The 26,528-nt window shown below is 67.8% G+C and carries 18 protein-coding genes; 10 read left to right on the forward strand and 8 right to left on the reverse strand.

Annotation, left to right across the window (positions count from 1 at the left end; all coding sequences use genetic code 11):
- The first annotated feature begins 35 nt into the window (after window positions 1-35).
- From hemL to N4261_RS22435, 4 genes are all read left to right on the forward strand, one after another.
- Window positions 36-1,322 carry a glutamate-1-semialdehyde 2,1-aminomutase gene (hemL, locus tag N4261_RS22420; RefSeq protein ID WP_261757464.1) on the forward strand — a complete coding sequence of 429 codons (1,287 nt, stop codon included), beginning with the start codon at window positions 36-38 and terminating at the stop codon, window positions 1,320-1,322.
- Between the two features lie 17 nt (window positions 1,323-1,339).
- Window positions 1,340-2,077, forward strand: a complete 738-nt coding sequence (locus N4261_RS22425) for an HAD family hydrolase (RefSeq protein WP_261757465.1) — start codon at window positions 1,340-1,342, stop codon at window positions 2,075-2,077.
- Window positions 2,078-2,126: 49 nt separating this feature from the next.
- A complete protein-coding gene (mpl, locus tag N4261_RS22430) occupies window positions 2,127-3,491 on the forward strand; it encodes a UDP-N-acetylmuramate:L-alanyl-gamma-D-glutamyl-meso-diaminopimelate ligase (RefSeq protein ID WP_261757466.1) in 1,365 nt (454 codons plus the stop codon).
- Between the two features lie 387 nt (window positions 3,492-3,878).
- The gene (locus N4261_RS22435) at window positions 3,879-4,958 is read left to right on the forward strand and encodes an AI-2E family transporter (protein WP_261757467.1); all 1,080 of its coding nucleotides are present in this window, start codon (window positions 3,879-3,881) and stop codon (window positions 4,956-4,958) included.
- Between the two features lie 63 nt (window positions 4,959-5,021).
- Here N4261_RS22435 and N4261_RS22440 read toward each other — a convergent pair whose 3' ends face one another.
- Window positions 5,022-7,760, reverse strand: coding sequence for a zinc-dependent metalloprotease (locus N4261_RS22440; protein WP_261757468.1), 2,739 nt, complete (start codon window positions 7,758-7,760; stop codon window positions 5,022-5,024).
- A 233-nt stretch (window positions 7,761-7,993) separates the two neighbouring features.
- On the opposite strand from N4261_RS22440, the gene N4261_RS22445 reads away from it, so the two are divergent.
- Complete coding sequence (locus N4261_RS22445; protein ID WP_261757469.1) at window positions 7,994-8,656, forward strand: YqiA/YcfP family alpha/beta fold hydrolase; 663 nt, start codon at window positions 7,994-7,996, stop codon at window positions 8,654-8,656.
- A 43-nt stretch (window positions 8,657-8,699) separates the two neighbouring features.
- On the opposite strand, the gene N4261_RS22450 is transcribed toward N4261_RS22445, so the two are convergent.
- Window positions 8,700-9,128: a CBS domain-containing protein gene (locus N4261_RS22450; RefSeq protein ID WP_261757470.1), complete on the reverse strand. Its 429-nt coding sequence runs from the start codon at window positions 9,126-9,128 to the stop codon at window positions 8,700-8,702.
- A gap of 174 nt (window positions 9,129-9,302) precedes the next feature.
- Window positions 9,303-10,373, reverse strand: a complete 1,071-nt coding sequence (locus N4261_RS22455) for an ABC transporter substrate-binding protein (protein WP_261757471.1) — start codon at window positions 10,371-10,373, stop codon at window positions 9,303-9,305.
- A 686-nt stretch (window positions 10,374-11,059) separates the two neighbouring features.
- On the opposite strand from N4261_RS22455, the gene N4261_RS22460 reads away from it, so the two are divergent.
- Both N4261_RS22460 and N4261_RS22465 read left to right on the forward strand, forming a co-directional pair.
- Window positions 11,060-11,971 (forward strand): ABC transporter ATP-binding protein, encoded by a 912-nt coding sequence (locus tag N4261_RS22460; protein ID WP_261757472.1) that lies wholly within the window; start codon window positions 11,060-11,062, stop codon window positions 11,969-11,971.
- A 1-nt stretch (window position 11,972) separates the two neighbouring features.
- Window positions 11,973-15,575, forward strand: coding sequence for an ABC transporter permease/M1 family aminopeptidase (locus N4261_RS22465; RefSeq protein WP_261757473.1), 3,603 nt, complete (start codon window positions 11,973-11,975; stop codon window positions 15,573-15,575).
- Between the two features lie 163 nt (window positions 15,576-15,738).
- On the opposite strand, the gene N4261_RS22470 is transcribed toward N4261_RS22465, so the two are convergent.
- Together N4261_RS22470 and asd are read right to left on the reverse strand one after the other, a co-directional pair.
- On the reverse strand, window positions 15,739-16,755 hold the full coding sequence (locus N4261_RS22470; RefSeq protein WP_261757474.1) for a transporter: 1,017 nt from the start codon (window positions 16,753-16,755) through the stop codon (window positions 15,739-15,741).
- A 28-nt stretch (window positions 16,756-16,783) separates the two neighbouring features.
- Window positions 16,784-17,677, reverse strand: coding sequence for an archaetidylserine decarboxylase (asd, locus tag N4261_RS22475; protein ID WP_261757475.1), 894 nt, complete (start codon window positions 17,675-17,677; stop codon window positions 16,784-16,786).
- Between the two features lie 67 nt (window positions 17,678-17,744).
- Between asd and N4261_RS22480 the strand changes: the two genes are divergently transcribed.
- Window positions 17,745-19,430: an aminotransferase class III-fold pyridoxal phosphate-dependent enzyme gene (locus N4261_RS22480; protein WP_261757476.1), complete on the forward strand. Its 1,686-nt coding sequence runs from the start codon at window positions 17,745-17,747 to the stop codon at window positions 19,428-19,430.
- Here the strand turns inward: N4261_RS22480 and N4261_RS22485 are convergent, their stop codons facing one another.
- On the reverse strand, window positions 19,431-20,507 hold the full coding sequence (locus N4261_RS22485; RefSeq protein ID WP_261757477.1) for an alpha/beta fold hydrolase: 1,077 nt from the start codon (window positions 20,505-20,507) through the stop codon (window positions 19,431-19,433). It abuts the gene before it with no gap.
- 179 nt (window positions 20,508-20,686) lie between these two features.
- The gene (locus N4261_RS22490; RefSeq protein ID WP_261757478.1) at window positions 20,687-21,328 is read right to left on the reverse strand and encodes a hypothetical protein; all 642 of its coding nucleotides are present in this window, start codon (window positions 21,326-21,328) and stop codon (window positions 20,687-20,689) included.
- A gap of 286 nt (window positions 21,329-21,614) precedes the next feature.
- On the opposite strand from N4261_RS22490, the gene N4261_RS22495 reads away from it, so the two are divergent.
- Window positions 21,615-22,856, forward strand: coding sequence for a glycosyltransferase family 4 protein (locus N4261_RS22495; RefSeq protein WP_261757479.1), 1,242 nt, complete (start codon window positions 21,615-21,617; stop codon window positions 22,854-22,856).
- Here the strand turns inward: N4261_RS22495 and lplT are convergent.
- Window positions 22,830-24,065, reverse strand: coding sequence for a lysophospholipid transporter LplT (lplT, locus tag N4261_RS22500; protein WP_261757480.1), 1,236 nt, complete (start codon window positions 24,063-24,065; stop codon window positions 22,830-22,832). The genes N4261_RS22495 and lplT overlap by 27 nt on opposite strands.
- A 411-nt stretch (window positions 24,066-24,476) precedes the next feature.
- On the opposite strand from lplT, the gene N4261_RS22505 reads away from it, so the two are divergent.
- The gene (locus N4261_RS22505) at window positions 24,477-26,525 is read left to right on the forward strand and encodes a ribonuclease catalytic domain-containing protein (protein WP_261757481.1); all 2,049 of its coding nucleotides are present in this window, start codon (window positions 24,477-24,479) and stop codon (window positions 26,523-26,525) included.
- Window positions 26,526-26,528: the final 3 nt, after the last annotated feature.

Raw genomic sequence — 26,528 nt, forward strand, 5'->3', positions numbered from 1 at the left:
CGTTTCCACCGAGCCGTCCCCGGCCCCCTGAAGCCATGAGCCAGAACGACACCCTGTTCACCCGCGCACAGCGCGTCATCCCCGGCGGCGTGAATTCGCCGGTGCGGGCCTTCCGTGCCGTGGGCGGCACGCCGCGCTTCATCGCCCGCGGCGAAGGCGCCTACATCGTGGACGCCGACGGCAAGCGCTACATCGACTACATCGGCTCCTGGGGCCCGATGATCCTGGGCCATGGCCATCCGGCCGTGATCGACGCGGTGCAGCGTGCCGTGGTCGAGGGCCTGTCGTTCGGTGCGCCGACCGAGCGTGAGATCGAGCTGGCCGAGGAGATCCTGCGCCTGGTGCCCAGCTGCGAGCAGATTCGCCTGGTCAGCTCCGGCACCGAAGCCACGATGAGCGCCATCCGGCTCGCCCGCGGCGCGACCGGCCGCAACAAGTTCATCAAGTTCGAAGGCTGCTACCACGGCCACACCGACGCCCTGCTGGTGAAGGCCGGCTCCGGCCTGGCGACCTTCGGTCATCCCACCAGCGCCGGCGTGCCGGAGGCCACCGCGCAGCACACGCTGGTCCTGGAATACAACAACGTCGAGCAGCTCGAAGAGGCGTTCGCCCTGCATGGGGCCGAACTGGCCTGCGTGATCGTCGAGCCGATCGCCGGCAACATGAACTTCGTGCGCGCCAGCGTGCCCTTCATGACCCGCCTGCGGGAGCTGTGCAGCGCCCACGGCGCGCTGCTGGTGCTGGATGAGGTGATGACCGGCTTCCGCGTCGGCCTGCGCAGCGCCCAGGGCCACTATGCGGACCTGATCCCGGGCTTCAAGCCGGACATCAGCGTCTTCGGCAAGGTGATCGGCGGCGGCATGCCGCTGGCCGCCTTCGGCGCCAGCCGCGACATCATGAAGCACCTCGCCCCGCTGGGCGGGGTCTACCAGGCTGGCACCCTGTCGGGCAATCCGGTGGCCACCGCCTGCGGCCTGGCCACGCTGCGCGAGATCGCCAAGCCCGGCTTCTTCGAAGCCCTGAGCGCCAGGACCCGTCGGCTGGTCGACGGCCTGACCCAAGTGGCCGCCGACAACGGCGTGCCCTTCAGCGCCGACAGCGAAGGCGGCATGTTCGGCTTCTTCCTGCTGCCCTCGCTGCCCGCCACCTACACCGAGGTGATGCGCACCGACAAGGAACGCTTCAACCGCTTCTTCCACGCCATGCTGGACGATGGCGTCTATCTGGCACCGGCGCTGTACGAAGCCGGCTTCGTGTCCGCCGCCCACAGCGACGCCGACATCGACGCCACGCTGGACGCGGCCCGCCGCGCCCTGCGCTGAGCCCGTCCGGCAGCACGATGACCGACCGTTTCGGCGGCACCGGCGCAGGGGTGGGCATGGGCATGGATGCAAGCGGAACGGCTGCGGCCGCGAGCCGTCGTTATCGCGCTGCGGTGTTCGACATGGACGGCCTGCTGCTGGACTCCGAGCGACCCATCCGGGACGCCTGGCTGGCCCATGCGGCCGAGCTGGGCCTGTCGTTCACGCCGGAGCAATACCTACTCACCGTGGGCCGCAACCGGCAGGATTGCCTGGCGCTGATGACGCCCCACTTCGGCAGCCTGAGCGCCGCAGAGGCCGCCTATGAAGCGGTCGACCGCCGTCTGGCCGACTCGATCGGAGAGCGCGGATTCGCACCGATGCCGGGCGTGCCGGAGCTGCTGTCGGCCCTGAAGGCCCGCGGCGTGCCGCTGGCGCTGGCTTCGTCCACCCGCCATGAGAAGGTCGTCCATCGTCTGAAGACGGCCGGCCTGCTCGAGTTCTTCGATGCCGTGCACGGCGGCGACCAGGTGGCGCGCGGCAAGCCGTTTCCCGACCTGTTCGAGCTTGCCGCCCGTTCGTTGAAACAGGCGCCCGTCGACTGCCTGGCCTTCGAAGATTCGAGCTATGGTGCTCAGGCGGCGCTGTCCGCCGGCATGGGCGTGGTGCTCGTGCCCGACCTCAAAGCGCCCGATCCGGAGGTCGCGCCTCACTGTCTCGTGCTCACAACTTTGAGACAGGCATTACCCTTGCTTACCAATTGGTACAGCCATTGATGCAATTAGCGCGGAATTCCTGAAGGCCGCGCTGCGGAAGAGACTCGCCATGCATATCCATATCCTCGGCATCTGCGGCACCTTCATGGGTGGCCTCGCCGCATTGGCGCGCGAAGCCGGCCATCGGGTGACCGGCTGCGATGCGAATGTCTATCCGCCGATGTCCACCCAGCTCGAAGCCCTGGGCATCGAGCTGATCGAGGGTTTCGGCGAGGACCAGCTGGCGCTCCAACCCGACCTGTTCGTCGTGGGCAATGTGGTGACACGGTCGTCGGAGGGCCGGTTTCCGTTGATGGAAGCCATTCTGGATGGCGGCCTGCCCTACACCAGCGGGCCGCAGTGGCTGGCCGAGCATGTGCTGCAGGGTCGGCATGTGCTGGCGGTGGCCGGCACCCACGGCAAGACCAGCACCACCTCGATGCTGGCCTGGATCCTGGAGTCCTGCGGCCTGGCCCCCGGCTTCCTGATCGGCGGCGTGCCGCAGAACTTCGGCGTGTCGGCCCGGCTGGGGGGCGGTCGGTACTTCGTGATCGAGGCGGACGAATACGACACCGCCTTCTTCGACAAGCGCAGCAAGTTCGTCCATTACCGGCCACGCACCGCGATCCTCAACAACCTGGAACACGACCACGCCGACATCTTCCCGGACCTGGCCGCCATCGAGACCCAGTTTCATCACCTGGTGCGCACCGTGCCGGCGTCCGGTCGGCTGATCGTCAATGCGCGGGAGGACGCGCTGCAGCGGGTGCTGGCGCGCGGCTGCTGGAGCGAGGTGCAACGCTTCGGCGCCCGCAAGGAGGAGCCCGGCGCTCTGCGCGCACGCGGCGAGCCGCAGTCGTTCGACGTGCTGCGCGGCAGCCTGAAGGTCGGCCATGTGAATTGGGACCTGCTGGGTGAGCACAACCAGCTCAATGCGCTGGCCGCCATCGCTGCGGCGGAGCATGTGGGCATCGAGTCCGAACCGGCGGCCCAGGCCCTGAACGGCTTCAAGAATGTGCGGCGCCGGCTGGAGCTGCGCGGCGAGGTGCGCGGCATCAAGGTCTATGACGACTTCGCCCACCATCCCACCGCCATCCACACCACCATCAACGGGCTGCGCCGCCGCATCGCGCCGGCGGAGCGGATCCTGGCGATCTTCGAGCCCCGTTCCAACACGATGAAGCTGGGCACCATGAAGGCGCAGCTTCCCTGGGCCCTGGAGGAAGCCGACCTGAGCTTCTGCAACCAGGGCGGCCTGAGCTGGGATGCCCGCGAGGCGCTGGCGCCGCTGGGCGAGCAGGCGCTCGTGGGCGCTGATGTGGACGAGCTGGTCGCGCTGGTGAAGAAGGCCGCGCGGCCCGGCGATCATCTGCTGTGCATGAGCAACGGCGGCTTCGGCGGCATCCACGAGAAGCTGCTCGACGCGCTGAAATAGCCATGACGCGGTGCGTCGGCGCGACGTCGGCGCGACGTCGGCCGCTCGTGGCTGGCGAGGGCGTCGCTTGATTGAACACGCATCGACGGCGTCGACAGCGGCCAATGGCGGTGAGACTGACCGCGTCGGCGAGGGTCTCGCCTCCGCTGTGACCGACACAGACCGCGCCGGCCCCACTCACACCGCCTGTCCGCTGACACGCGCAAGCGCCCTGCACCGACGCAGCACCGGGCCAATCTGCCGATACCATCCATCGCCCGCGCACGGCATTTCGGCCCGGGCTTTGCGTGGCCGGCGGCGGCCGAACGCGTTCTGCGATGTCCTTCGCGGGATCGCAGATCGGTGCCGCGGCGCACGCCACTCTCTTCTTTCTGGAGCACCGACACGATGAGCTCTCCCGGCAAGCTGGTCCCCGCCCTGCAGAACCGATCTTTCCTGTGCCTGCTGGCGCTGGTCACCCTGGCCTTCGCCTGGATCCTGTGGCCGATGATGAGCGCGGTGCTGTGGGGCGTCGCGCTGGCGATCGTGTTCCAGCCCGTCTACCGCCGCTTGCTGAAGAAGCTCAAGCGCCCCAACCTGGCCGGCCTGTCGACCATCCTGCTGATCGTGTTGCTGGTGGTGCTGCCGATGACCTATGTCATGGGCGCGCTGGTGCGCGAGGCCACGGTGTTGTTCGAGCTGGCGAAGTCCGGGCGCTTCGACTTCACCACCTATGTGCAGCAGGTCTATGCCGCCACGCCGAGCTGGCTGATGGACCTGCTGGAGCGGGTGGGCCTGCACGACCTCAGCTCGCTGCAGGAGAAGCTGGCCGGCGCGCTGAACCAGGGCAGCCAGTTCGCAGCGACCAAGGTGGTGGGCTTCGGGCAGGACACGTTCGACTTCCTGGTCAGCTTCGTCGTGATGCTGTATTTGCTGTTCTTCCTGCTGCGCGACGGCGAAGCGCTGTCGCACCGCATCCGGGACGCCCTGCCGCTGCAGGAGGCCTACAAGCGCCAGCTGGGCGAGAAGTTCCGCACCGTCATCCGTGCGACGGTGAAGGGCAACATCGTTGTGGCCGCACTGCAGGGCGCGCTGGGTGGCCTGGCCTTCTGGGTGCTGGGCATCCATGCGCCGGTGCTGTGGGCGGTGCTGATGGGCTTCCTGTCGCTGCTGCCGGCGGTGGGTGCGGCGCTGGTCTGGGGTCCGGTGGCCATTTATCTTCTGGCCACGGGCAACCTGGGCGCCGGCATCGGCCTGCTGGTCTACGGCACCCTGGTGATCGGCCTGGTGGACAACGTGCTGCGCCCGCTGCTGGTGGGCAAGGACACCAAGATGCCGGACTATGTGGTGCTGCTGTCCACCCTGGGCGGCATGGCGGTGTTCGGCATCAACGGCTTCGTCATCGGCCCGCTGATCGCGGCGATGTTCATCGCGGTGTGGGACATCGTCGCAGCGGAGCGGCGGTATCCGGATGATCGGACCGGTTGATCCGACAGCCAAAGAAAAAGGCCGGCATCACTGCCGGCCTTCACCTCAGGACCGCAGGTCCGATCAGGTGCGCGACATCGTCGCCTTGAGCACGCTGCTGAGCATGTCCAGGCTTTCGGCAATGTGCGCACGGGTCTCGACCGACTGACCGCCCTTGGCCTGCGCGCTGCGCAGCTCGGACTGCAGCTGGGTCGCATGCAGACGCAGCATTGCGTAGGCATCGGCGAACTGGCCGGTGGCCGCGCTGCCGCGGGTCAGGTTGGCCTGCAGACGGCGCAGGTACTCGCGCTGCAGATTGCGACGCAGGCGATCGATCTCGGCACCGGTCTTGAGTTCGCTGAAGATCGAGGACTGCAGCGTGCCGTAGACCTCGTTGAGCGAGATCACGCCCTTGCGCTGCGACTCCGGCACATAGTTGGGCAGCTCCATCAGGCGGATCGCCGTGTTGGCGCTCAGCAAGCGGTCCAGCGCCACCAGTTGCACCCGCGACACCGCCGTCGGAATGCTCACCCACTCGCTGCGGGCGAACTCCACGTAATCGGTGGTCAGCGAGCTCAGGAACTCCGGCTTGAAGCGGAAGCTGTCCGCACTGAACAAGCCGGTCGACAGGAAGCGCAAGGCATCGCGCTGCTTGGCGGGCTCCACCGGCCGCAGGGCCGGATGGGCCGCACCCGGCACATCACGCACGCTGTACATGCCGCCCACATACTTGCCGACCAGCTCGGACGAGCGCGCCAACTGCGAGAAGCCGTTCAGCAGCGACCGACGCTGACGCAGCGGATCCTCGCCCGCCTCCGGCTTGCGGGCCTGCACCCGGGCCCAGAGTTCCTGCGACAGCTTCAGACGCTTCTTGTAGTAGGCCAGCGGGTCGTCGCCCAGGTCGAAGCGGTTGGCGGTCGGGTCCATGCCATCGAACGGACCGAAGCCGCCCGCGTCGGCATCATCCGCATAGGCCAGGCCGGGCTCGGTGTTGCGCGACGCAATGCGCGACAGCTCCGCCGCCTCCTGCTCCTTGGGCAGGGTCTTGTAGGCGTACTCGATCGCCCAGTAGTCGTAGGCGCCCAGCGTGGTGTTGTTGTAGGTGGTCTGCGCTTCGCCTTCCAACGGGATGTTGTAGGCGTTGTAGTCCATCACCGAGGCGGAGATGCCCTTCGCATCGGTGAAGGCCTTGTCCTTGAGCTGGGTCTGGGTCACCGCCAGCGAGGCCTTGAAGTTGTGCTTCAGACCCAGCGTGTGACCGACCTCATGCATGATCACGTCCTTGATGCGCGCCTGGATGAAGGCGTCGGCCTCGGGGCTGTCCGGCGCGATGTCGCCGCGGGCCTCGAGGATGTCCAGCGCGAAGTCCATCTCGTCGGACGCATCATGGGCATAGGTGCAGTAGGCCGCGTTGCGGCCCTCGCGCCAACCCTGGTTCATCTGGGCCAGCGCCGAGGCCTCTTCGCCCAGCGAGCCGATGCGCGGCACGTCTTCGCTGATGAAGGCGCGGCCGCCGCGGGAGAACACGTCGCTCATGCCGATGTCGGCATCCAGGATCTCACCGCTGCGCGGGTCCACATGGCTCGGTCCGATCGCGAAGCCGACGTCGGAGCCGACGAACCAGCGGATCGACGCATGCGAAGCGTCCATGTTGTCCCAGTCCGCGTCGTCGGGCTGCTGCTTGGCCACGACCGCGTTCTTGAAGCCGATCTTCTCGAAGGCCTTGTTCCATTCCAGGATGCCGGCTTCCACTGCGGGGCGATATTTCGCCGGGATGTTCTTGTCCATCCAGTAGACGATCGGCTGCACCGGCTCGGACAGCTCGGCGGCGGGATCCTTCTTCTCCAGACGCCAGCGATTGACGAAGTGCACCCGCGGATTGGCCTTCACGTCATCGCTCAGGTCGGTGAACGACTCGGTGAAATGACCCAGGCGGCCATCGGCGCGACGGGTGTCCATCGCGTTGGCCGGCAGTGCACGGAAGTTGAAGACGAAGCCCATGAACATCGAGCGCGGATCCGGCGTCGCTTGCGGCGGCGTGGGGACCGGCACCGGCGGGGCCACCAGCGGCGGCGCCGGGATGCGCGGCGTGAAGTAGTGCAGGCGCGCGTTCAGGGTGCTGAGGGTCCCATCGGCACGGGTGGCCTCGAAGTAGGAATTGCCGCGGTCCACCGAGTAAGGCAGGCGGAAGGCCGCTTCCAGACGGGTGGACATGCCGGGGATGTCGCTCAGCAGCATTCCGGCGTCCACCAGGAAGGACTTGCGCTCCGGATGATCGGCGCTGGCCACCGGGCCGGCCGCCAGCAGGCTGGGCGAGAACGCCTCTTCGGCAGCGCGCTTGCCGCCGCCTTCGGCACGGAATCGGGTGTTGAGCGCGACCAGCTGGAGGGTGTTGCCCACGCGGCGCCATTCGGCCATCACGTCCGGGCCCATCTGGCTGGCGTAGAAGCCGCGCTCGCCGATGGAGCTGGAGATGTTGATGGTGAACAGGAAGGGCTTGTTCAACATCGCGCGCGGGATTTCCAGCCAGACCTTCTCGTCCTTGCGCAGGATGGGGAACAGGCCGTCCTGGCGCTTGGTGTCGCGCGCGACGTCAGCGAAGGGCTTGGGGGCGGTCGGATCGGCGGGCGGACGCGCGGCGGTCATCGGCGATGCGGCACCCGGCGCGCCCGGTGCGCCGGACGCGGCGCTGGCCGGCGCGGCGGCGGCGGCCGGCGAAGCTCCCGCGGGCGCGGTGCCGGCGGTGGGCGGCGCGGCGCAGGCGCACAGCAACAGGGAAGCGACGGCAATCGCCGACAGCTTGATCGACTCCGTGGTGGTCATAAGCGGCTGAGTCAGACAGGGTCGGCGGGATCAACCGTCCGCACCCGTGGGTGGAAAAACAAAGACTGTGCGGGGGACGTCGGTGCCCCGTCAATGCGCACTAACGAGCGAGTGGAATCTTCGATTTCCGTGCATCGCCCAGATGCCCTCGCAGAGAGGCCCCGCAGAACGATAGCCGGCCCAAGCCCCCATGCCGAAAGTGACCCTCCCGACGGCAACCTACACTGCCGCGCATGACTTCGCCCGCCTCTCCGATGCCGGCTGCGGCCAGCGCGCCAACGACCGTCTCCACGCCCGCATCCCCCGATGCGCCGGCGCGCCGCACCCATCTGTTGTACCTGCATGGATTCCGCTCCTCGCCTCGCTCGGCCAAGGCCCGGCGGATGGCGCGCTGGGTGCAGGACCATCGGCCGGACCTGCATTTCGCCAGCCCGCAATTGCCGCCCTCCCCGCGCGACGCCTTGACGCTGGTGCGGGCGCTGATCCAGGACTGGCCGGTCGACACCATGGCGGTGATGGGCAGCTCGCTGGGCGGCTTCTATGCGACCCAGGTCGCGCAGCTCACTGGCGCGCGGACGGTGCTGCTGAACCCGGCGGTGGATCCTGCGCGGGACCTGTCGAACTACATCGGCGAGCAGACCTGCTGGCAGGACCCGTCCGAGCACTTCTACTTTCGACCCGAGTTCGTCGGCGAGCTGCGCGAGCTGGCAGTGGGCGAGATCGCACACCCGGACCGGCTGATGGCGGTGGTCGCCAAAGGCGATGAGGTGCTGGACTGGCGGGAGATGGCCGCCCGCTACGCCGATTGCCGGATCAAGCTGCTGGAAGGCAGCGATCACGGCCTGGCGGATTTTGAGGACTACCTGGACGAGCTGACGGCGTTTCTGGGGCTCTAAGAAGGACGGCGAGGCGGTACGCCGCCGCAGCAAGGCGTTGAACTCAGCCGGGGCTCGCCGTCGCCTCGTTGTCGGCAAACGACTTCAGCACATCCCGCCAACTGACGATGCCGATCGGCTTGAAGTGGGCATCCACGATCGGAATGCACGACACCGGATGGTCCAGGAACACCTGGATTGCCTGAGCGACAGTGGCGTCGGCCGGCAGGGTGATCGGCGCGCGCGACATGACCTGATGCACCGCCTTGTTGAGCGTGGCCGCATCCCGATGGGTCTCCACCGTGCTGCCGATGAAAGGGCTGAGCGCCCGCAGCAGATCCCGGTCGGAGACCACCCCGTAGAGTGTGCCGTCGGTCTCGACCGCCAGCAGGTGATGGAAGTGGGTCGAGTCGAAGATCTTCTTGACCACGTGCAGACGGTCGTCGAGTTCGACCGTCACCACCCGCGTCGACATGATGTCCTGAACTTTCATCGCTGGCTCCGATCAGCAGAGGGACCGGCGGACGGATGCACCGTCGACCCACGCGGTCGCGTCATCCGTCGCTCCGCCAGGATGGTACGCCCCCCGCGCTCACGCGCAGGCGCCGAGGCGCTGCCTGTGAATCAGGCCTTTCAGCGCCCCAGCGAACCAGGCGAACCAGGCGAATCAGCGAACCAATCGGCCGCCGGTGCCCAGGACCGCGAAATCCACATAGCGCGACGGCGTCTGCCCCTTGCCGAAGGTCAGGCGGTGGCCGCCAACGTCGGTGTCGAAGCCACGCTCGAGCGTGTCGCTCAGGGCCTGAGGACCGGAGGCGGTTGTGCGTTCCAGTGCCTTGGTCAGCGCACGGGCGGCAATGAAGCCTTCGATGGAACGCGACGACAGCTCCGACGTGTCCTTGGCGCTCTGGCGCAGGCGCTGGTATTCGCGCACCACTTCGCGGTCTTGACGGTCGTCGGTCGGCAGCACCACCGAGAAGGCGAAGCCGCGTGCGCGCTCCGGTCCCAGCTTGGCGAGCAGCGCCTGCACGTCAATGATGGACATGCCGTACAGACCGGCATGGCCGCCGGCCGTCTGGTACCGGCTGGTGAATTCGATGGCGGCGGCGGTGGTGGCAGCCAGGAAGATCACATCCGGCGCCGCCTTGACCATGTCCTCCACCGCCTTGGTCACTTCGGTGGTGTTGCGGGCATAACCGGACTGCGCCACCAAGGTAATGCCGTAAGTCTTGGCCGACGCCTGGGCGCCGGCGATGGCGTCACGTCCGAGGCCGTCATCCTGGAAGACCACGCCCACGCGCAGCCGGCCGGTTTCGCTCAGTTGCTTGAAGAGGCGGTCGACTTCCTCGCGGTAGCTGGCCTTGACCGGGTAGATGCCCCGTGCGGTGATGACACTGGTGGCACCGGAGACGGCTCCCATGATGGACACGCGGGTCTTCTCCAGCACGCCGTCCTGCTTGAGGGCTTCCAGGTTGGAGGTGCCGACCGTGCCGATCAGGGCGATCGGCGATTCCTGCTCGATCAGTTCCTTGACCAGGCGAACGGTTTCTTCCGGCTTCTGCCCGTCGTCGCGGGTCACGAGCTTGATGCGCTGGCCGCGAATGCCGCCGCGTGCATTGACGTCATCGATCCACAACTTCGCACCGGCGCGCATGGCGCGGCCGGTCACTGCCTGCGGGCCACTGAAGGGCGCCACCTGGCCCACGACGATGTCGGCATAGGCCGCCGGAGCAGCCACGAGGCACAAAAGGGCAAGCAGGCGACGGGCGCGGCGGGGAATGGCGTGGATCATGGTCTCGGAAAATGCGTGCGTCCAGGGTCCGCCATTGTTATCAATGGCGTGAACTTGGCTGTAACGATTGGGCGACCTGTAGCCCCACGGAGCGGGCCGATACCAGGGTGTGGTGCAGGATAAACGTCTCGAAGGCGACAGCGATGCCCCACTGCGCACTGTGGTGAGAAAACACCGACATCCCGTGATTTCTGCGGGTTGGCCGGCGGCGTCGTGGGTGAGGTAAACACGCCACAGTGCCGATGAACACGGCCCTCGCGCCGATGCATTGGGCGAACGCCGCGCAACCCGCGAGGGTTTTCGCACGCAGAGACGGGCCATGCCAGTTGCTTCCTGTTGCGCAATCGCCCGGCTTGGTGCGCCGCGATGCAGCGTGGCGCGCATTGCCCCAGTGCGCGGCGGCCACCGGCCACCGGCCACCGGTCACCAAGCACCAAGCACCATTCTGGAGAATGCATCGACGGACGCGCCAGGACCGTTGAAGGGGGCGAACCACAGACGCCACCAATCCGCCGAGGATGCAGCCTGTCCACGCGCGCCGCCCGTTCATCGCAGCGTGCCCCGCGCCAGCGGTGGCTGGCTAGAGTGCATCTCGTTGCGTGGCCCGTCGGCGACGCTCGATGGTGCGCCGCATGCTTTCGATCAGCCAACTCACTCACACCTATCCCAACGGCGTACGCGCCCTGGACGACGTCTCACTGGAGATCCCTGCGGGCATGTTCGGTCTGCTGGGTCCGAACGGCGCCGGCAAGAGCAGCCTGATGCGCTGCCTGGCGACCCTGCAGGTGCCCAGCGCCGGCGCGATCCGCTTCGGCGATATCGATGTCCTCGCCCGCCCCGACGCCCTGCGCGCCACGCTGGGGTATCTGCCGCAGGATTTCGGTGTCTATCCCCGGGTGTCCGCCGCCGACATGCTGGATCACCTGGCCGTGCTCAAGGGCATCGCCAGTCGCGGCGAGCGACGCGACACCGTCGAGGCCCTGCTGCGGCAGGTGAATCTGTGGGACGTCCGCAAGGCTGCCATCGCCGGTTTCTCGGGCGGCATGCGGCAACGCTTCGGCATTGCGCAGGCGCTGATCGGCAATCCCAAGCTGATCATCGTCGACGAGCCGACCGCGGGCCTCGACCCCGAGGAACGCAACCGCTTCAACAACCTGCTGGCCGAGATCGGCGAGAGCGTGGTGGTGATCCTGTCCACCCACATCGTCGACGACGTCACCGACCTCTGCCCGCGCATGGCGATTCTCGTCAGCGGACGCATCGTGCTGGCGGGTACACCCACCGAGCTGATTGCCGCGTTGCAGGGCCACATCTGGCAAGCCAGCATCGACAGGCAGGAGGTCGATGCCGCCAAGGCCCGCCACGAGGTGATCGCCACCCGGCTGCGCGGCGGACGCACCGTGATCCGGGTGCTGGCGGCGGCGTCGCCGGGCGTGGGTTTCGCGCCCGCCGAGCCGGGCCTGGAAGACGTCTACTTCGCCACCCTCTATCGCCATCGCGCGGCCGGTCCTGCCACCGGTGCGTCTGCAGAGAAGGTGGCTTGAGATGTCGGCACGCATGTTCGGCCCCGTTGCCGCCTTCGAATGGCGCTATCAGCTCAAGAGTCCCGTCTTCTGGGTGGGCTGCCTGATCTTCTTCCTGCTGACCTTCGGTGCCACCACGATCGACCAGATCCAGATCGGCAGCCGCGGCAACGTCCACATCAACTCGCCCTACGCGATCCTGCAAACGCTCGGCATCATGGGGGTGTTCGCGGTCTTCATCGTCGTGGCGATGGTGGCCGGCACGGTGCTGCGGGACGATGAGACCGGCTTCGCGCCCATCCTGCGCAGCACCCGTGTCGGCAAGGGCGCCTACCTCACCGGGCGGTTCACCGGCGCCATCGCCGCCGCCTGGCTGGTGTTGGCCTCAGTGCCCCTGGCCATTGCCATCGGCTCGGCCATGCCCTGGCTGGACCCCGAGAAGATCGGGCCGTTCGTGCCGTCCCACTATCTGTACGCACTCGTCGTTTTCGGCCTGCCGACCCTGCTCATCACCGGCGCCAGCTTCTTTGCCCTGGCCACCGCGACGCGGTCGATGATGTGGACTTATGTCGGCGCCGTGGGCTTGCTGGTGCTGTTCTTCATCACCCGGGGTCTGCTGCGAGATGTGCAGCACGACACCGTCGCGGCCTTGACCGATCCCTTCGGCCTGACCGCGCTGCGGATCGCCACCAAATACTGGACCGCCGCCGATCGCAACACCCGGATGCCCGAGATCACCGGCCTGTTGCTGGCCAATCGCGTGCTCTGGACCGGCGTGGCGCTGGCGCTCTTCGCCACGGCCTGGTGGCGATTCCGCTTCGAGGTGCGCGGCAGCCGTGCGAGCCCCAAAGCCGCTGCGCCGCGATCGGCACCGACGGCTCGCCGTGAGACCTTGCCGATGCCTCGCAGCGATGCGGCGGCGCGCCGCGCGCAGTTCATGGCGCTGGCGCGCTTCGACATGGCCTTCGTCTTCCGCAGCCCGACCTTCTTCGTGCTGCTCATCATCGGGGTCATCAATGCCGGCGGCTCCGCCTGGTACACCGGCGACTGGTATGGCGCCAGCAACATCCCGGTCACCCGGCTGATGGTGCAGGCGCTGCAAGGCGCCTTCACGCTGATGCCCATCATCATCGCCATCTACTACGGCGGGGAGCTGGTGTGGCGTGACCGCGAACGCCGCATGCATGAGATCGTCGACGCCACTGCGGCGCCCGATTGGGCGCATCTGGTGCCCAAGATCGCCGCGATCACCCTGGTGCTGGTGGCTTCGTCGCTGGTGGCGGTGCTCACCGGCATGCTGGTGCAGGTGCTCAAGGGCTACACCCAGTTCCAGCTCGGCGCCTACCTGCTGTGGTTTGCCTGGCCGACGGTGGTGGTGGCCGTTCAACTGGCCGTGCTCTCGGTCTTCGTTCAGGTGATGGTGCCGCAGAAGTTCATCGGCTGGGGCCTGATGCTGCTCTACCTGGTGGCCAGCGTCGCGCTGAGCTCGGCCGGCTTCGAGCACAACCTCTACAACTACGGCGGCACGCCGCCGGTGCCGCTGTCGGACATGAACGGCATGGCCCGCTTCTGGATCGGCCAGAGCTGGTTCCACCTGTATTGGAGCGCCTTCGCCACCCTGCTGGCCGTCGGAGCCTACGCCTTCTGGCGCCGTGGGGTGGTGTCCCCGCTGCGGTTGCGACTGCCCGGCGCACGCCGGCGGCTGCGCGGCGGTGCGCTGATCATCGGCGGCGTCGCGCTGGCCACGGTGCTGGGCAGTGGCGGGTTCATCTTCTGGAACACCAACCTGCTCAACGACTATCTGCCGACCGCCCAGCGCGAGGCCAGACTGGCGGACGCAGAACGCGAGTTGCTGCCCTTCGAGACGCTGCCGATGCCGCGCATCACTGCGGTCACCCTGGCCGTGCAGCTCTATCCCAAGGAGGTCAAGGCCGTCACCCAGGGCAGCTACCGCCTCGAGAATCGCAGTGGCCGGGTGATCAGCGAACTGCATCTGAACTGGAATGAACACATGCAGCTCGATGAGGTCACCCTGGCCGGCGCGAGCCTGCTGAAGGACTACAGCCCCTGGCGCTATCGCAGCTACCGCCTGCAGCCCGCGATGCAGCCGGGGGAGGTGCGGATCCTGTCCTTCAAGACGACGCTGCAGGAACGCGGCTTCCCCAACAGCGCCCCGTTCAACCGCCTGGTGGACAACGGCAGCTTCATCGACAACAGCTCGATCTCACCGGGCATCGGCATCAGCCGGGACGGCTTCCTGAAGGACCGAGCCAAGCGGCGCAAGTACGGCCTGCCGGCCGATCTGCGCCCGCCCGCGCTGGAGGACGAGCACGGCCGCGACCGCTCCGTCCTGCGCGCCGACAGCGACTGGGTCGATGCCGACATCACCCTCACCACCGACGCCGATCAGGTGCCGATCGCGCCCGGCTACACCGTCAGCGACACCACCGCCAACGGCCGCCGCACCGTGCATTTCAAGCCCGATGCGCCGATCAATCACTTCTTCTCGATCCAGTCGGGCCGCTACACCATCGCCCGCGACCAGGTGACGGTGGCGGGCAAGCCGATCGATCTGGCGGTCTATCACCATGCGGGCCATGAGCAGAACGTGCCACGCATGATGGCGGCGATGAAGCAGTCGCTGGCGTTGTTCAGCGAACAGTTCTCGCCCTATCAGTTCCGCCAGGCCCGCATTCTGGAGTTCCCGAGCTATGCCGACTTTGCCCAGAGCTTTGCCAATACGATTCCGTACTCCGAGAACCTGGGGTTCCTGACCCAGCTCGGCGATCCGGACAAGATCGACGTCGTCACCTATGTCACCGCCCATGAGATTGCGCACCAGTGGTGGGGCCACCAACTGGTGCCCAGCCACCAGCAGGGCGCGACGATGCTGATCGAGAGCTTCGCCCAGTACTCGGCATTGCTGGTGATGGAGCGGCTCTACGGCAAGGAGCAGATGCGCCGGTTCCTGAAGTACGAACTGGACCGATACCTGCGCGCCCGCGGCGGCGAGGTGGTCGAGGAACTGCCGCTGGCCCGCGTGGAGAACCAGTCCTACATCCACTATCAGAAGGGATCGCTGGTGCTGTATTGGCTGAAGGAGGTGGTCGGCGAGGACGTGGTGAATCGCTCCATGGCCAAGCTGCTTCAGCAGTACGCCTTCAAGGCTGCGCCATATGCCAACACACAGGACTTCCTGCGCATCCTGCGCGCCGAAGCCGGCCCGCAGCACCAGGCCCTGATCACCGACCTGTTCGAGAAGATCACGCTGCTGGATGTGAAGGTCTCGCAAGCCAAGGCGGTGAAGCGGGCCGACGGCAAGTACGAGGTGAGCCTGGTCGTCGAGGCGAAGAAGTTCTACGCCGACGGCAAGGGCAAGGAAACCGAAGCGCCGCTGGCCGAGCCGTTCGACCTCGGCGTCTTCAGCGCCGAGCCGGGGCGGCCGGGCTACACCGCCGCGTCGGTCCTGTCCTTCACCCAGCAGCAGATCCGGACCGGTACGCAGACGCTGCGGCTGGTGGTGGATCGACCACCGAGCTGGGTGGGCGTGGATCCGTACAACAAGCGCATCGACCGCAACTCGGAGGACAACCTGAGCCGCATCGACGGCCCTGCCAATCCCTGATCGGATCGGGCCCACGGACCCAATGGGCCCAATTGGCCGAGAGTCTGATGATCAACTGGTCAGAGGGTCAGTTGGTCAGTTGGTCAGAGGGTCGCCGGAAACGCGCCGCTGGCGCTGGTCCGGCGACGGTGGTGACGCCTTCTTCGGAGGACGGCGGCGGCGCCTACTGCCGGCGCCCGGTCGCCTTCAGCAACAGCATCGTGACCAGCCCGGTCAGCAGCAGGATGAGGCCGACCACGACCCAGAACCCGTGCGGATGCTGCAGGAACGGCAGCCCGCCCACATTCATCCCGAACAGGCCGCTGATGAGGTTGATCGGCAACGCCAGCACGGTGACCATGGTCAGCACATACAGGGTGCGATTGTTCTCCTGCGCCACCCGGGCGGAGGTCTCGTCCTGCACCGCGCGGATGCGTTCCTGCAGCGCCTGGATGTCGCGCAGGACCAGCGCGAATTCTTCGCTGGCCTGCTGCAGTTGCTGCTGGTCGTCCTCGGCCACCCAATGCGGCGGATTCGACAGCATGCGCAGCAGCGCGCTGGGTTCCGGCGCGAGCAGGCGCTGCAGCCGCACCATCAGTCGGCGCAATGCGGCGACTTCCGATTCATGGCCGGCATGGCGTCCGGCCAGCAGGGCGTCCTCGATGTCGTCGACCCGCTCGGTGGCCTGGCGGACGATGCGCTGAAGCTCATCCGCCTGATCCCGCAGCAGGTGATCCAGCAACGCGACGCTGGACCGCGGGCGGTCACCGCGCTTGACCGCCATGCGCAGGCGATCGACCGATCTCAGCGGCGCCCGGCGCGCGCTGAGCACCAGATGCTCGCTGACCTGCATCCACAGGGTGGAGACATCGCCCACATCGAAGGCGAAATCGAAGGTCACATCGTTGAGCACCGCGAACAGCTCATCGCCAACCCGCTCGATGCGCGACGAGCGCGAGCCCGCCTGCTGCGCTTCCAGAAAGCTCTCCGCCAGCGCCGCATGCCGCGCCAGCCACGGCTGCGCACCCGCATGCGTCAGGTTCAGGTGCAGCCAGACGAAGCCCCCCGCCGGATCCGCCAGGCGCGCCTGCGCCTGGGCCAGCGTGGGCAGGGATTCAGTGGGTTGGTCCGGATGGATCCAGAAGCCGCAGATCAAGCCGTGTTCATCGGCGCCATAGGACGTTCCGGAAAGGCCGCTCAAGGTCGCGGATTGCGGGACGTGGGTCGTGTCATTCATCGCCATCCGCGGATGGTAGACGGGCGATGGCCTCGCCCATGCGCACGCGCTGACCCGGCTGCAACGCGGACAGCAGCGCCACGCCGGGGGGCAGGAAGACGATGATGGTCGAGCCCTGCTCGAACCAGCCCATCTCTTCGCCCCGCCGGTGGTCATGGCGCAGATCGAAGCGATGCGGACCGGGATGGTCCGGCCGCAGCGTCAGGTCCAGCGCATGCAGCCGCAGGCTGGCCACCAGGATCGCAGCCACCGGCACCAGGGCCATCGGCGTGCCGTCGGGCAGGCGGCATTCGATCGCCGCCCGCACATTGCGGCAGAACAGCCGCTCCACCCGCTTCAGGGCGATCGGATTGACATTCCAGGTGTCGCCAGCGAGGTGAGTCACCCGCTCGATGCGCAGGTCCGCCGGCGCATGGAAGCGGTGATACATGGCCGAGGTCAGCCGCAAGGTCAGGTAGCTGCCGTTCAGATAAGGCGCGGCGCGGTTGGCGTCACCGAACAGGTCGGCGATGCGGTAGTCCATGCCCTTGGCCTGCAACGCCATGCCGCGCGTGACCGGGCCGAAGGCGCCGACGATGCCGTCGCACGGGCTCACCAGGGTGGCCTCGTCCGCATCGATCGGCCGGCGCCCCGGTTTCAGCCGCCGGGTGAAGACATCGCGCAAGGAACGATAGCCCTGCTCAGGCGGCTCGGCCTCGCTCAGGTCCAGATCGGTGAAGAGCCGCCAGATCGCCACCGACAGCCGCGTCAGCTGCTTGCTCTGCAGGCGGCTGTACCAGCCCATGAACCGGGTCAGCGCGAGCCGGGGCACGCGGTTGGTGAGGAGAAAGTTGAGGTCTTCCTGCTGCGTCAGACGGTCACGCCAGCTCGCCAGTTTCATGGCCATGTCAATTGCGTCGGGTACATGTCAGGAATTTGCCAATTCTGTGTGACAGCTCGACGAGGCCCCGACCATGACGAACGACCTTTTTGCTGCCTCCGCCACCTCGGCGACCCTCGCTGCGGCGCTGGGCGCCGCGGGACTGCTGACCGCCCTGGCCCTGTTGCCGGCGGGATGGCGACGCCTGCAGCTTTCTCGCGCCAAACATCCGTCGCTCGCCGGCCATTCGCGCATGGCGGTGCGACTGGCCCGGCTGATGCCCCGCCGCAGTTTCGGTGACGACCGCTTCTTCCGCGCCGACGATGCGCCGCTGGAGGTCAGCGCCCGCCGTCGCGCCAGCTTCGAAGCGCTGTCGCGCACCTTGACCGAGCGCCATCCCAAGAGCATTGCCGCGACCCAGGCCCTCAAGCCGGGCCTGCCCGACCTGCAGTTCACCAGCAGCTACCGGGTGCCACCGGCCTTCAGCGCCGTGGTGCAGCGCAGCCTGCCGCTGGGTGCGGTGATGACGGCCAGCGACGGCCATTGGCTGACCGACCTGGACGGCGAACGCTTCATCGATCTGGCCGGCAGCTACGGCGTCAACCTGTTCGGCTATGACTTCTACCGCCGTTGCATCGACGAAGGCGCAGCGCGGGTGGCCGCCTTGGGGCCGGTGCTGGGGGTCTATCACCCGCTGGTCGAGCGCAACAGCCAACGCATCCTGGCGCATGCGGGCATGGACCAGCTCTCGTTCCACATGTCCGGCACCGAGGCGGTGATGCAGGCGGTGCGACTGGCGCGTTATCACACCGGCAAGACCCATCTGGTGCGCTTTTGCGGCGCCTATCACGGCTGGTGGGACGAAGCCCAGCCCGGCCCCGGCAATCCGCTGCCGGCCGAGCGCACCTACACCCTGCGCGACATGCATGCCCGCAGCCTGCAGGTGCTGCGCACCCGGCGCGACATCGCCTGCGTGCTGGTCAATCCGCTGCAGGCGCTGCATCCGAACCGACCCGCCCCGGGCGACGGCTCGCTGGTGGACAGCTCGCGCCGGGCCGGCTTCGACCGCCAGGCCTATGCCGCCTGGTTGCGTGAACTGCGCGAGGTCTGCACCGAGCGCGGCATCGCCCTGATCTTCGATGAGGTGTTCATGGGCTTCCGGCTGGGCGCCGGTGGCGCGCAGGCCTATTTCGGCGTGCGGGCCGACCTGGTCACCTATGGCAAGACCCTGGGCGGCGGCCTGCCGGTGGGGGTGGTGTGCGGCCGCTCGGCCTGGATGAAGCGCTACCGCGAGGAACGTCCGGCCGACATCTGCTTTGCCCGCGGCACCTTCAACACCCATCCGTATGTGATGGGGGCGATGTCGGTCTTCCTGGATGCGCTGGAGGAGCCGCAGTGGCAGGAGCGGCTGGCGATGCAGGACCAGATCCAGGACGCCCGCTGCGCGCAGCTGAACGCGGCACTGGAAGCCGAGGACCTGCCGCTTCGTGCGGCCCACATGTCCTCGGTCTGGACGCTCTACTACCTCGCGCCTTCGCGCTACAACTGGATGCTGCAGTACTTCATGCGGGCGCAGGGCCTGGCGCTGAGCTGGGTCGGGACCGGTCGGATGATCTTCAGCACCGAGGTCAGCGATGAGGACTTCGCCGAGATCCAGCGCCGGCTGCTGATCGCCGCCCGCGCCATGCGCGACGGCGGCTGGTGGCACAACGCGGCGCTGCCGAGCAACCGCGCCATCAAGCGCCGGATGCTGATGGAGACGCTGGGCTGGGCGGGCTGATCAGCGGGTCGGCGCGGAGGCGGCGCTGGCCGCAGCCGCTGCGCTGACCGATCCGGTGGCCGTCGGTGTGGCGGGCGCGACACCGGTGGTGCGCGTCGGTGCCACGGCGGCAGCAGGCGTGGACGCGGCACCCGACGCCGCCGACGCCGCGGCCACACGTGCGGCCGCGCGGATCTTGATCTCGTCGGCCACCGCATCGACCGCCTGCACCACACGACCGGGCTTGTCACGCTGGATGTAGTGGCCGGCGCCGGTCACCGGCTCGATCTCGCGGCCGCCCACCAGGGGCAGCCAGTTCGGTTCCAGCGCATGCACCATGGCCTCGAAGCCGCTGGCCTGCTCGACCGGCGAATACACGGTGCGGGTCAGCACCCGCACCGGCACGTCGGGGCGCGGCTTTTGCAGCAGCGCATCGACACATTCGGTCTGCATGTTGAATTCGGTCTGCATCATGCCGCTGAACACGCGCTTGCTCATGTTCTCCAGCATGCTGGCCATCACCGGCACCTCGACCTGCATGCGGCGCAGATGCAGCGGGTGGGTGGCATCCACCAGCACGATGCCGGCCACCTCGTCCGGATATTGCCGCGCGTACGCATACTGGTAGAGCCCGCCAATCGAATGGCCGACCAGCAGATACGGCGGCTTCACGCCGGCGGATTTCAGCAGCTCATGCAGCTCGGTGGCGATTCCGCAGGGATTGCGCGGCACCGGCGTGAAACCGGTGCTGTCGCCATAGCCGGGGCGGTCGTAGGCGAACACCGAGTGACGCTCGCGCAGCTGCTGCATCACCGCGGCCCAGGGTTCGCGGCCATCGCCCAGGCCCGACTGCAGCACCACGGTGGGCTCGCCCTCGCCGACCTTGGTGTAGACGATGGGGCCGTTGATGCCGCGCATGCTGCCGGTGGTGGGCATGCCGCCGCAACCCGCGAGCACGACGGCTGCGGCCGCCACGGCGGTGAAGCCGACCACTGGGCGACCAGGACCGGGGCGAGATCCTTGAAGGGTGCGGGAAGGCACCGGGAAACGAACCAGGAAACAGGCCAGCGCCCGTAGGCGCCGCGACACAACCGTCATTCAGAGAACTCCTGTGGGTGGGCGAACTGGCCGACCTTGCCACGACCCCGTCCAGAGGGCGTGCGACGTGTCGGTGCAGCGGCCTGTGCCTCAGGGGTCCGATCGGGTTGCCCGGGCTCTGACGGGGGGACCGTGTCGCACGCGCCTGGCGTACGCCCCAGCTATTCCCCTTTCAGCGATCAGGCCGCCTGTTCGCCGTGACCCGCATTCTGCCGTTGGGCGGCGGCCTCGTGCATCGGATCCATGCGTTCGCCGCGCAACAAGTGCAACGGCGCCCGGTGATAGAGCTGAATGTCGTGGAACGGGTCGGTGATGATCTTGGTCGCCCAGGCCAGGCCGGTGCGCAGATCCTGGAGCACGGTCAGCTGCAGCACGCGGAACACCAGCCCGCCCACGCCCAGCCAGAACCACAGCAGGCCCAGCTGATGCAGAAACTCGACAAAGCCGCTGGCGGGCGTGAACACCCCCCACAGCCCCGGCTGGAGCCAGAGCACGATCGGCAGCGCCGCCCACAGGGCCATCAGCACGACCTTGCGGCGCAGGTTGTAGCCGACCTTGATCGCCTCCTTGTGGGCATGGGTGGCCTGGTTGACCTCGTCATAGCCCTTGGGCTCGAAGAAGAAGTGACCGGCCTGGCGGCTGGTCATCGACACCCCCCAGGCCAGCAGCGCGGCCCAGGCGGGATCGACCAGCAGCAGCCCGTAGGCCACCACGAAGCAGCAGGCGCTGAGCAGGTGCAGCGACTGGTTGATGCGGCAGTGGTGGTAGTAGCGATGGTCGTCCCAGCGCTGTTCCTTGAGCAGATGCAGAAAGTCGTTCATGCGGGCCTCGTGGAGGTGGTGAGCGGTGGCGTCACGGCACGCGCCCGGTCGAACAACCGGCTGCGGGCGGCGTCGGCACCCCCGATGCGGTGGCGCCTGCCGACCCTCGCATGACCGATCTGCGCGGCAGGATGCCGGAGACCCATGCGGCGTCGGCACCCTGGCGGTGCGGCATCGATGGCGCCGCGGTGACGGCGGCGTGGCGACTGTGTCAATCCGGCGTGTCAGCCGCATGACGAGCCGCACCGTCACAGAACTGTTGCGTTGGCCGCCCATGATCCGCGCCATGACGACCGCGCCGATCGAACTCGAGGTGGATGAATTGCCCACCCGCCAACGCCACTTCCGCGTTGCGGTGGTGACCGAGACCTATCCCCCGGAGGTCAACGGCGTGGCCCGCAGCATCGCCTGCGTGGTGCAGGGCCTGCAGGCCCGGGACCATGCGGTGCAGCTGCTGCGTCCCCGCCAGGCCGAGGTCGACCGCGGTGCGGTGCCGTCGATCAACGAGGTGCTGATGCGCGGCCTGCCGGTGCCGCGCTATCCGCATCTGCGCATGGGTGTGGTGTCCAAGCGCACGCTGGTCAGCCTGTGGGCCAGCCGTCGTCCGGACGTGGTGCACATCGCCACAGAAGGCCCGATGGGCTGGTCCGCGTTGCAGGCGGCGCGCCATCTCAAACTGCCGGTGGTGTCGGAGTTCCGCACCAACTTCCATGCCTATGCGCAGCATTACGGCATCGGCTGGCTGCGCCGTCCGCTGCTGGCCTACCTGCGCAAGTTTCACAACCGGTGCCACAACACCATGGTGCCGAATGCCGCCCTGGCCGGTGAGCTGATGGCCCAGGGCTTCCGCCACGTCAGCGTGATCGCCCGCGGTGTGGACACGCAGCTCTTCCATCCGCTTCGCCGCAGCCAGACGCTGCGCGCGCAATGGGGCGTGGCGCCGGGGGATCCGGTGCTGCTGCATGTGGGACGGCTGGCCGCAGAGAAGAACCTGCAGCTGCTGGCCGACGTGTGGCCGGCGGTGCGCGAGCGCCATCCCCGCGCGCGATTGGTGCTGGTGGGCGACGGCCCCGCGCGGGCCGAGCTGCAGCAGCAACTGCCCGATGCGATCTTCGCCGGCATGCGCCACGGTGAGGCGTTGGCGGCCTGCTATGCCAGCGGCGATCTGTTCGTCTTCCCCAGCGTGACCGAGACCTACGGCAATGTCACGCCTGAGGCCCTGGCCAGCGGGTTGCCGGTGATGGCCTACGGCTATGCGGCGGCCGGGTTGCTGGTGCGCGACGGCATCAACGGCGGCTTGGCCCCGTTCAACGAGGCGGCGGCCTTCCGGCAACGCCTGCTGGCCTTGCTCGACACGCCCCAAGGTCTGAGCGGCATGCGCGAGGCGGCGCGGGCCAGCGCGGAATCGCTGGACTGGGACGGCATTGTTCAGGGCATCGAGCAGGTGTATGCGGCCGCCATCGATGGCACCAGCGTCGCACTGCGCGCCGGTTCCCAGCTTTCAGGCATGACCGCCGGCGCACTCTGAGGTCAGCACGTCCTGACCGCGGCGGCGCCACATCAGCATCAGCACGCACAGGCAGACGAACAGGCCCAGGCCGCTCATCAGCCACACCAGCGGCACACCGGCCGCCTGCAGGGCCGCATAGGTGCCCAGCATCAGCAAGATGCTGCAGTTTTCATTGAAGCCCTGCACCGCGATCGATCGACCGGCGCTGAGCAGTTGCACGCCGCGGTGCTGCAGCAGCGCATTCATCGGCACCACCATCGCGCCGCCCACCGCGCCCACCATCACCATCGCCGGCAGGGCCCAGCCCAGCGACGTCACCCACGGCGTGGCCAGCATCAGCAGACCCAGCATCAGGCCCAGCGGCATCACCCGCAGGGAATGGTGCAGCGCGATCCAACGTCCGGACAGCCCAGCACCGACCACCACCCCGATGGCCACCGTCGCCTGCAGATAGGCGCCCTGGTTCAGCCGCAGGCCCAGCGCCTCCTGGGCCCACTGCAGCACCGCGAGTTGCAGTGTGGCGCCAGCCCCCCAGAACAGCGTGGTCATCGACAGCGACAGCCGTCCGCCCTGCCGATCGCGCCACAGGGCCGCATTGGCGCGCAGGAAGTCCGCCAGCACGGCGCGGGGCCGGCTGGGACCGCGGTCGTAGATCACGCCACTCTCCGGCACCCGCAGCTGCAGCAAGGCAGCGAGCGCGTAGACACCCAGCAGCGCCAGCAAGGAGGCGGTCAGCGGCGTGACGGTGCCAAGGGCGCCGACCCAGGTCATCCACCAGGGACTCACCAGCAGCCCACCCAGCAGCGTGCCCAGCAGCACCGAGCACACCACCGACACCTCGATCCATCCGTTGGCCGCCACCAGGCGGTGCGAGGGCACGATCTCGGTGATCAAGCCGTACTTGGCCGGCGCATAGCAGGACGCCGCGATGCCGACCACCGCGAACGCCGCCAACGGACTCAGCCCGAGGGCCATCGCGCCGACGCCCGCGGCCTTGAGCGCATTCATCCAGGTCATCAGCGCCACCTTGGGCCAGGCGTCCGCCACCAGGCCCACCGCCGGCGCCAGGGCCACGTAGGCGACGGTGAAACACAGCTTGAGCAGAGGCGCCCACCAGATCGGCTCGCCCATCTCCCGCAACAGCGCAATGCCGACGATCAGCAACGCGTTGTCGGCGAGTGCGGAGAAGAATTGGGCTGCGATGAGGGTGAAGAAGCGTGGCGGCATCGATGTGGCGGACGGGGGGCCGCCGCAGTCTGACCGTCATGCGTGACCGCGCCTTGACAGCGCGTTGACAGGCCACTGACCGACGGCTGACCGGCCAGTGACTGGCCAATGAGCCGCCACTGACGGGCCTATGACGGGTCGATAACGGCCAATGACCGACGGAAAGCGGGCCCATGGCCGGCTGTGACCGACCGCTAAAAACTGCTGAGGGCCGCCGAAGCCCGCTTCCGGCCGCCTCCGACCGTCGCGGACCATGACCGACCATGACCGACCACTAGCACCCACTGACAAGCCACTGACACCCGCCCGGCTCCGCTCCGTCGGGGCTCAGCCACGTCCGGAACGAATTGACACGCGGGCCGGGCGACACGCCGGCCGGGGGTCCCGGCGATCAGCGACAATGCCGCCGCTATGTTTGCCCTCTTCGAAGACGCCGGAAAATTCTTCGCCGGCCGCATCCTGTCCGAAGCCGAATCCTCGATGCAGATCGAGCTCGAGTCGGGCAAGCGCGTGAAAGTAAAAGCCGCCAATGTCCTGATCAAGTTCGACAAGCCCTCCCCGGCCGAACTGATCGCAGACGGCCAGCGGCTGGCCCAGGAGATCGATCTGGATCTGGCCTGGGAGTTCGCCCCCGAGACCGAATTCACGTTCGGCGACCTGGCGCGCGACTATTTCGACGCCAAAGCCACCCTGGCCCAGCAGGCCGGAGCGCTGTTCCGCCTGTTCGAGGCGCCGCACTATTTCCGCCGCATGGGCAAGGGCGCGTTCAAGAAGGCGCCGGCCGACATCGTCAAGGCCGCGCTGCTGGGCATCGAACGCAAGAAGCAGGTCGCCGCGCAGATCGAGCAATGGACCGAGGAACTGGCCCAGGGCCGTTGCCCGGCGCCGATCGCCGACCAGATCTACAAGATCTTGTTCCGCCCTGACAAGAACGGCCCGGAATACAAGGCGCTGGTCGAGGCGGCCAAGCGCAGCCAGAAGGCGCCGCTGGACCTGCTCAAGGACGCGGGCGCGATCAACAGCCCCTATCAATTCCACTGGAAGCGCTTCCTGTTCGAGCACTTCCCCAAGGGCACCGGCTTCCCGGCGCTCTCCGCGCCCGAGATCAAGGACGAGCTGCCGCTGGCACCGGTGCGGGCCTTCTCGATCGACGATTCCGCCACCACCGAGATCGACGATGCGCTGTCGGTCCAGGGCCTGGGCAGCGGCACGGTGATCTTCGGGGTGCACATCGCGGCCCCGGGGCTGGCCATCCAGCCGGATTCCCCGGTCGACAAGGTGGCACGCGACCGCTACTCCACCGTCTACATGCCGGGCTGGAAGCTCACCATGCTGCCGGACGAGGTGGTCCAGGCCTACACCCTGATCGAAGGCCGGGACTGCCCGGCCGTCAGCATCTACCTGACCTTCGATGAAGCGACCCTGGAGCTCCAGTCCCGCGAGACCAAGCTCGAGCGGGTGCCCATTGCCGTCAACCTGCGGCATGACAAGCTCGACCATGTCATCACCGATGCGACGCTGAGCGGCGCCGCACCGGCCGACTACGCCTTCGCCGACGAACTGGCCTTTGCCTACCGGCTGGCCAAGGACCTCAAGGCCAAGCGCGAGGTGGTGCGCGGCAAGCCGGAGAACTTCAACCGGCCCGACTACAACTTCCGCCTCGAAGGCAATGCCGACGGCGAGCCCGATGGCAGCGAACAGGTGCGGATCTCGATCCGCGCGCGCGGCACCGCGCTGGACCTGATCGTGGCCGAGGCCATGATCCTGGCCAACAGCCACTGGGGCGCGATCCTGGCCGAATCCGGCGTGCCCGGCATCTACCGCAGCCAGGCCAGCCTGGCGCCCGGCATCAAGGTGCGCATGGGCACCAAGCCGGCGCCGCACGCTGGCATGGGTGTGGCGCAGTACACCTGGGCCACCTCGCCGCTGCGGCGCTATGTGGACCTGGTGAACCAGTGGCAGATCATTGCCTGCGCCCGCCACGGACGCACCGCCGCGCTGGTGGCGCCGTTCAAGCCCAAGGATGCGCAGCTGTTCTCGGTCATCTCCGGCTTCGAGGCCGCCTACAGCGCCTACAACGGCTTCCAGTCCGGCATCGAACGCTACTGGACCCTGCGTCATCTGCAGCAGCAGGGCCTGACCGAACTGACTGCCTCGGTCATGAAGGACGGCCTGGTGCGCGCCGACGAGTTGCCGCTGGTCTTCCGGGCACTGGGCTGCGAGAACCTGCCGCGCAATGCGCATGTGCGGGTGCGCATCACCGGCCTGGACGAGCTGACGCTGGATGTGCATGCCTCGCTGATCGAGCGCCTGGACGAAGCCGCCCCGGCCGCCGAGTCCGAAGGTGCCGAATCCGAGGAGGACGAAGAACCCAGCGGCGTGCTGACGCTGGCCATCGACCTCAACGCCGACGACAGCGCTCCCACCGACACCGCCGCCGCCCCCGCGAGCGCTTCCTGACTC

It is taken from the genome of Roseateles amylovorans, assembly GCF_025398155.2.
Classification (GTDB): domain Bacteria; phylum Pseudomonadota; class Gammaproteobacteria; order Burkholderiales; family Burkholderiaceae_C; genus Roseateles; species Roseateles amylovorans.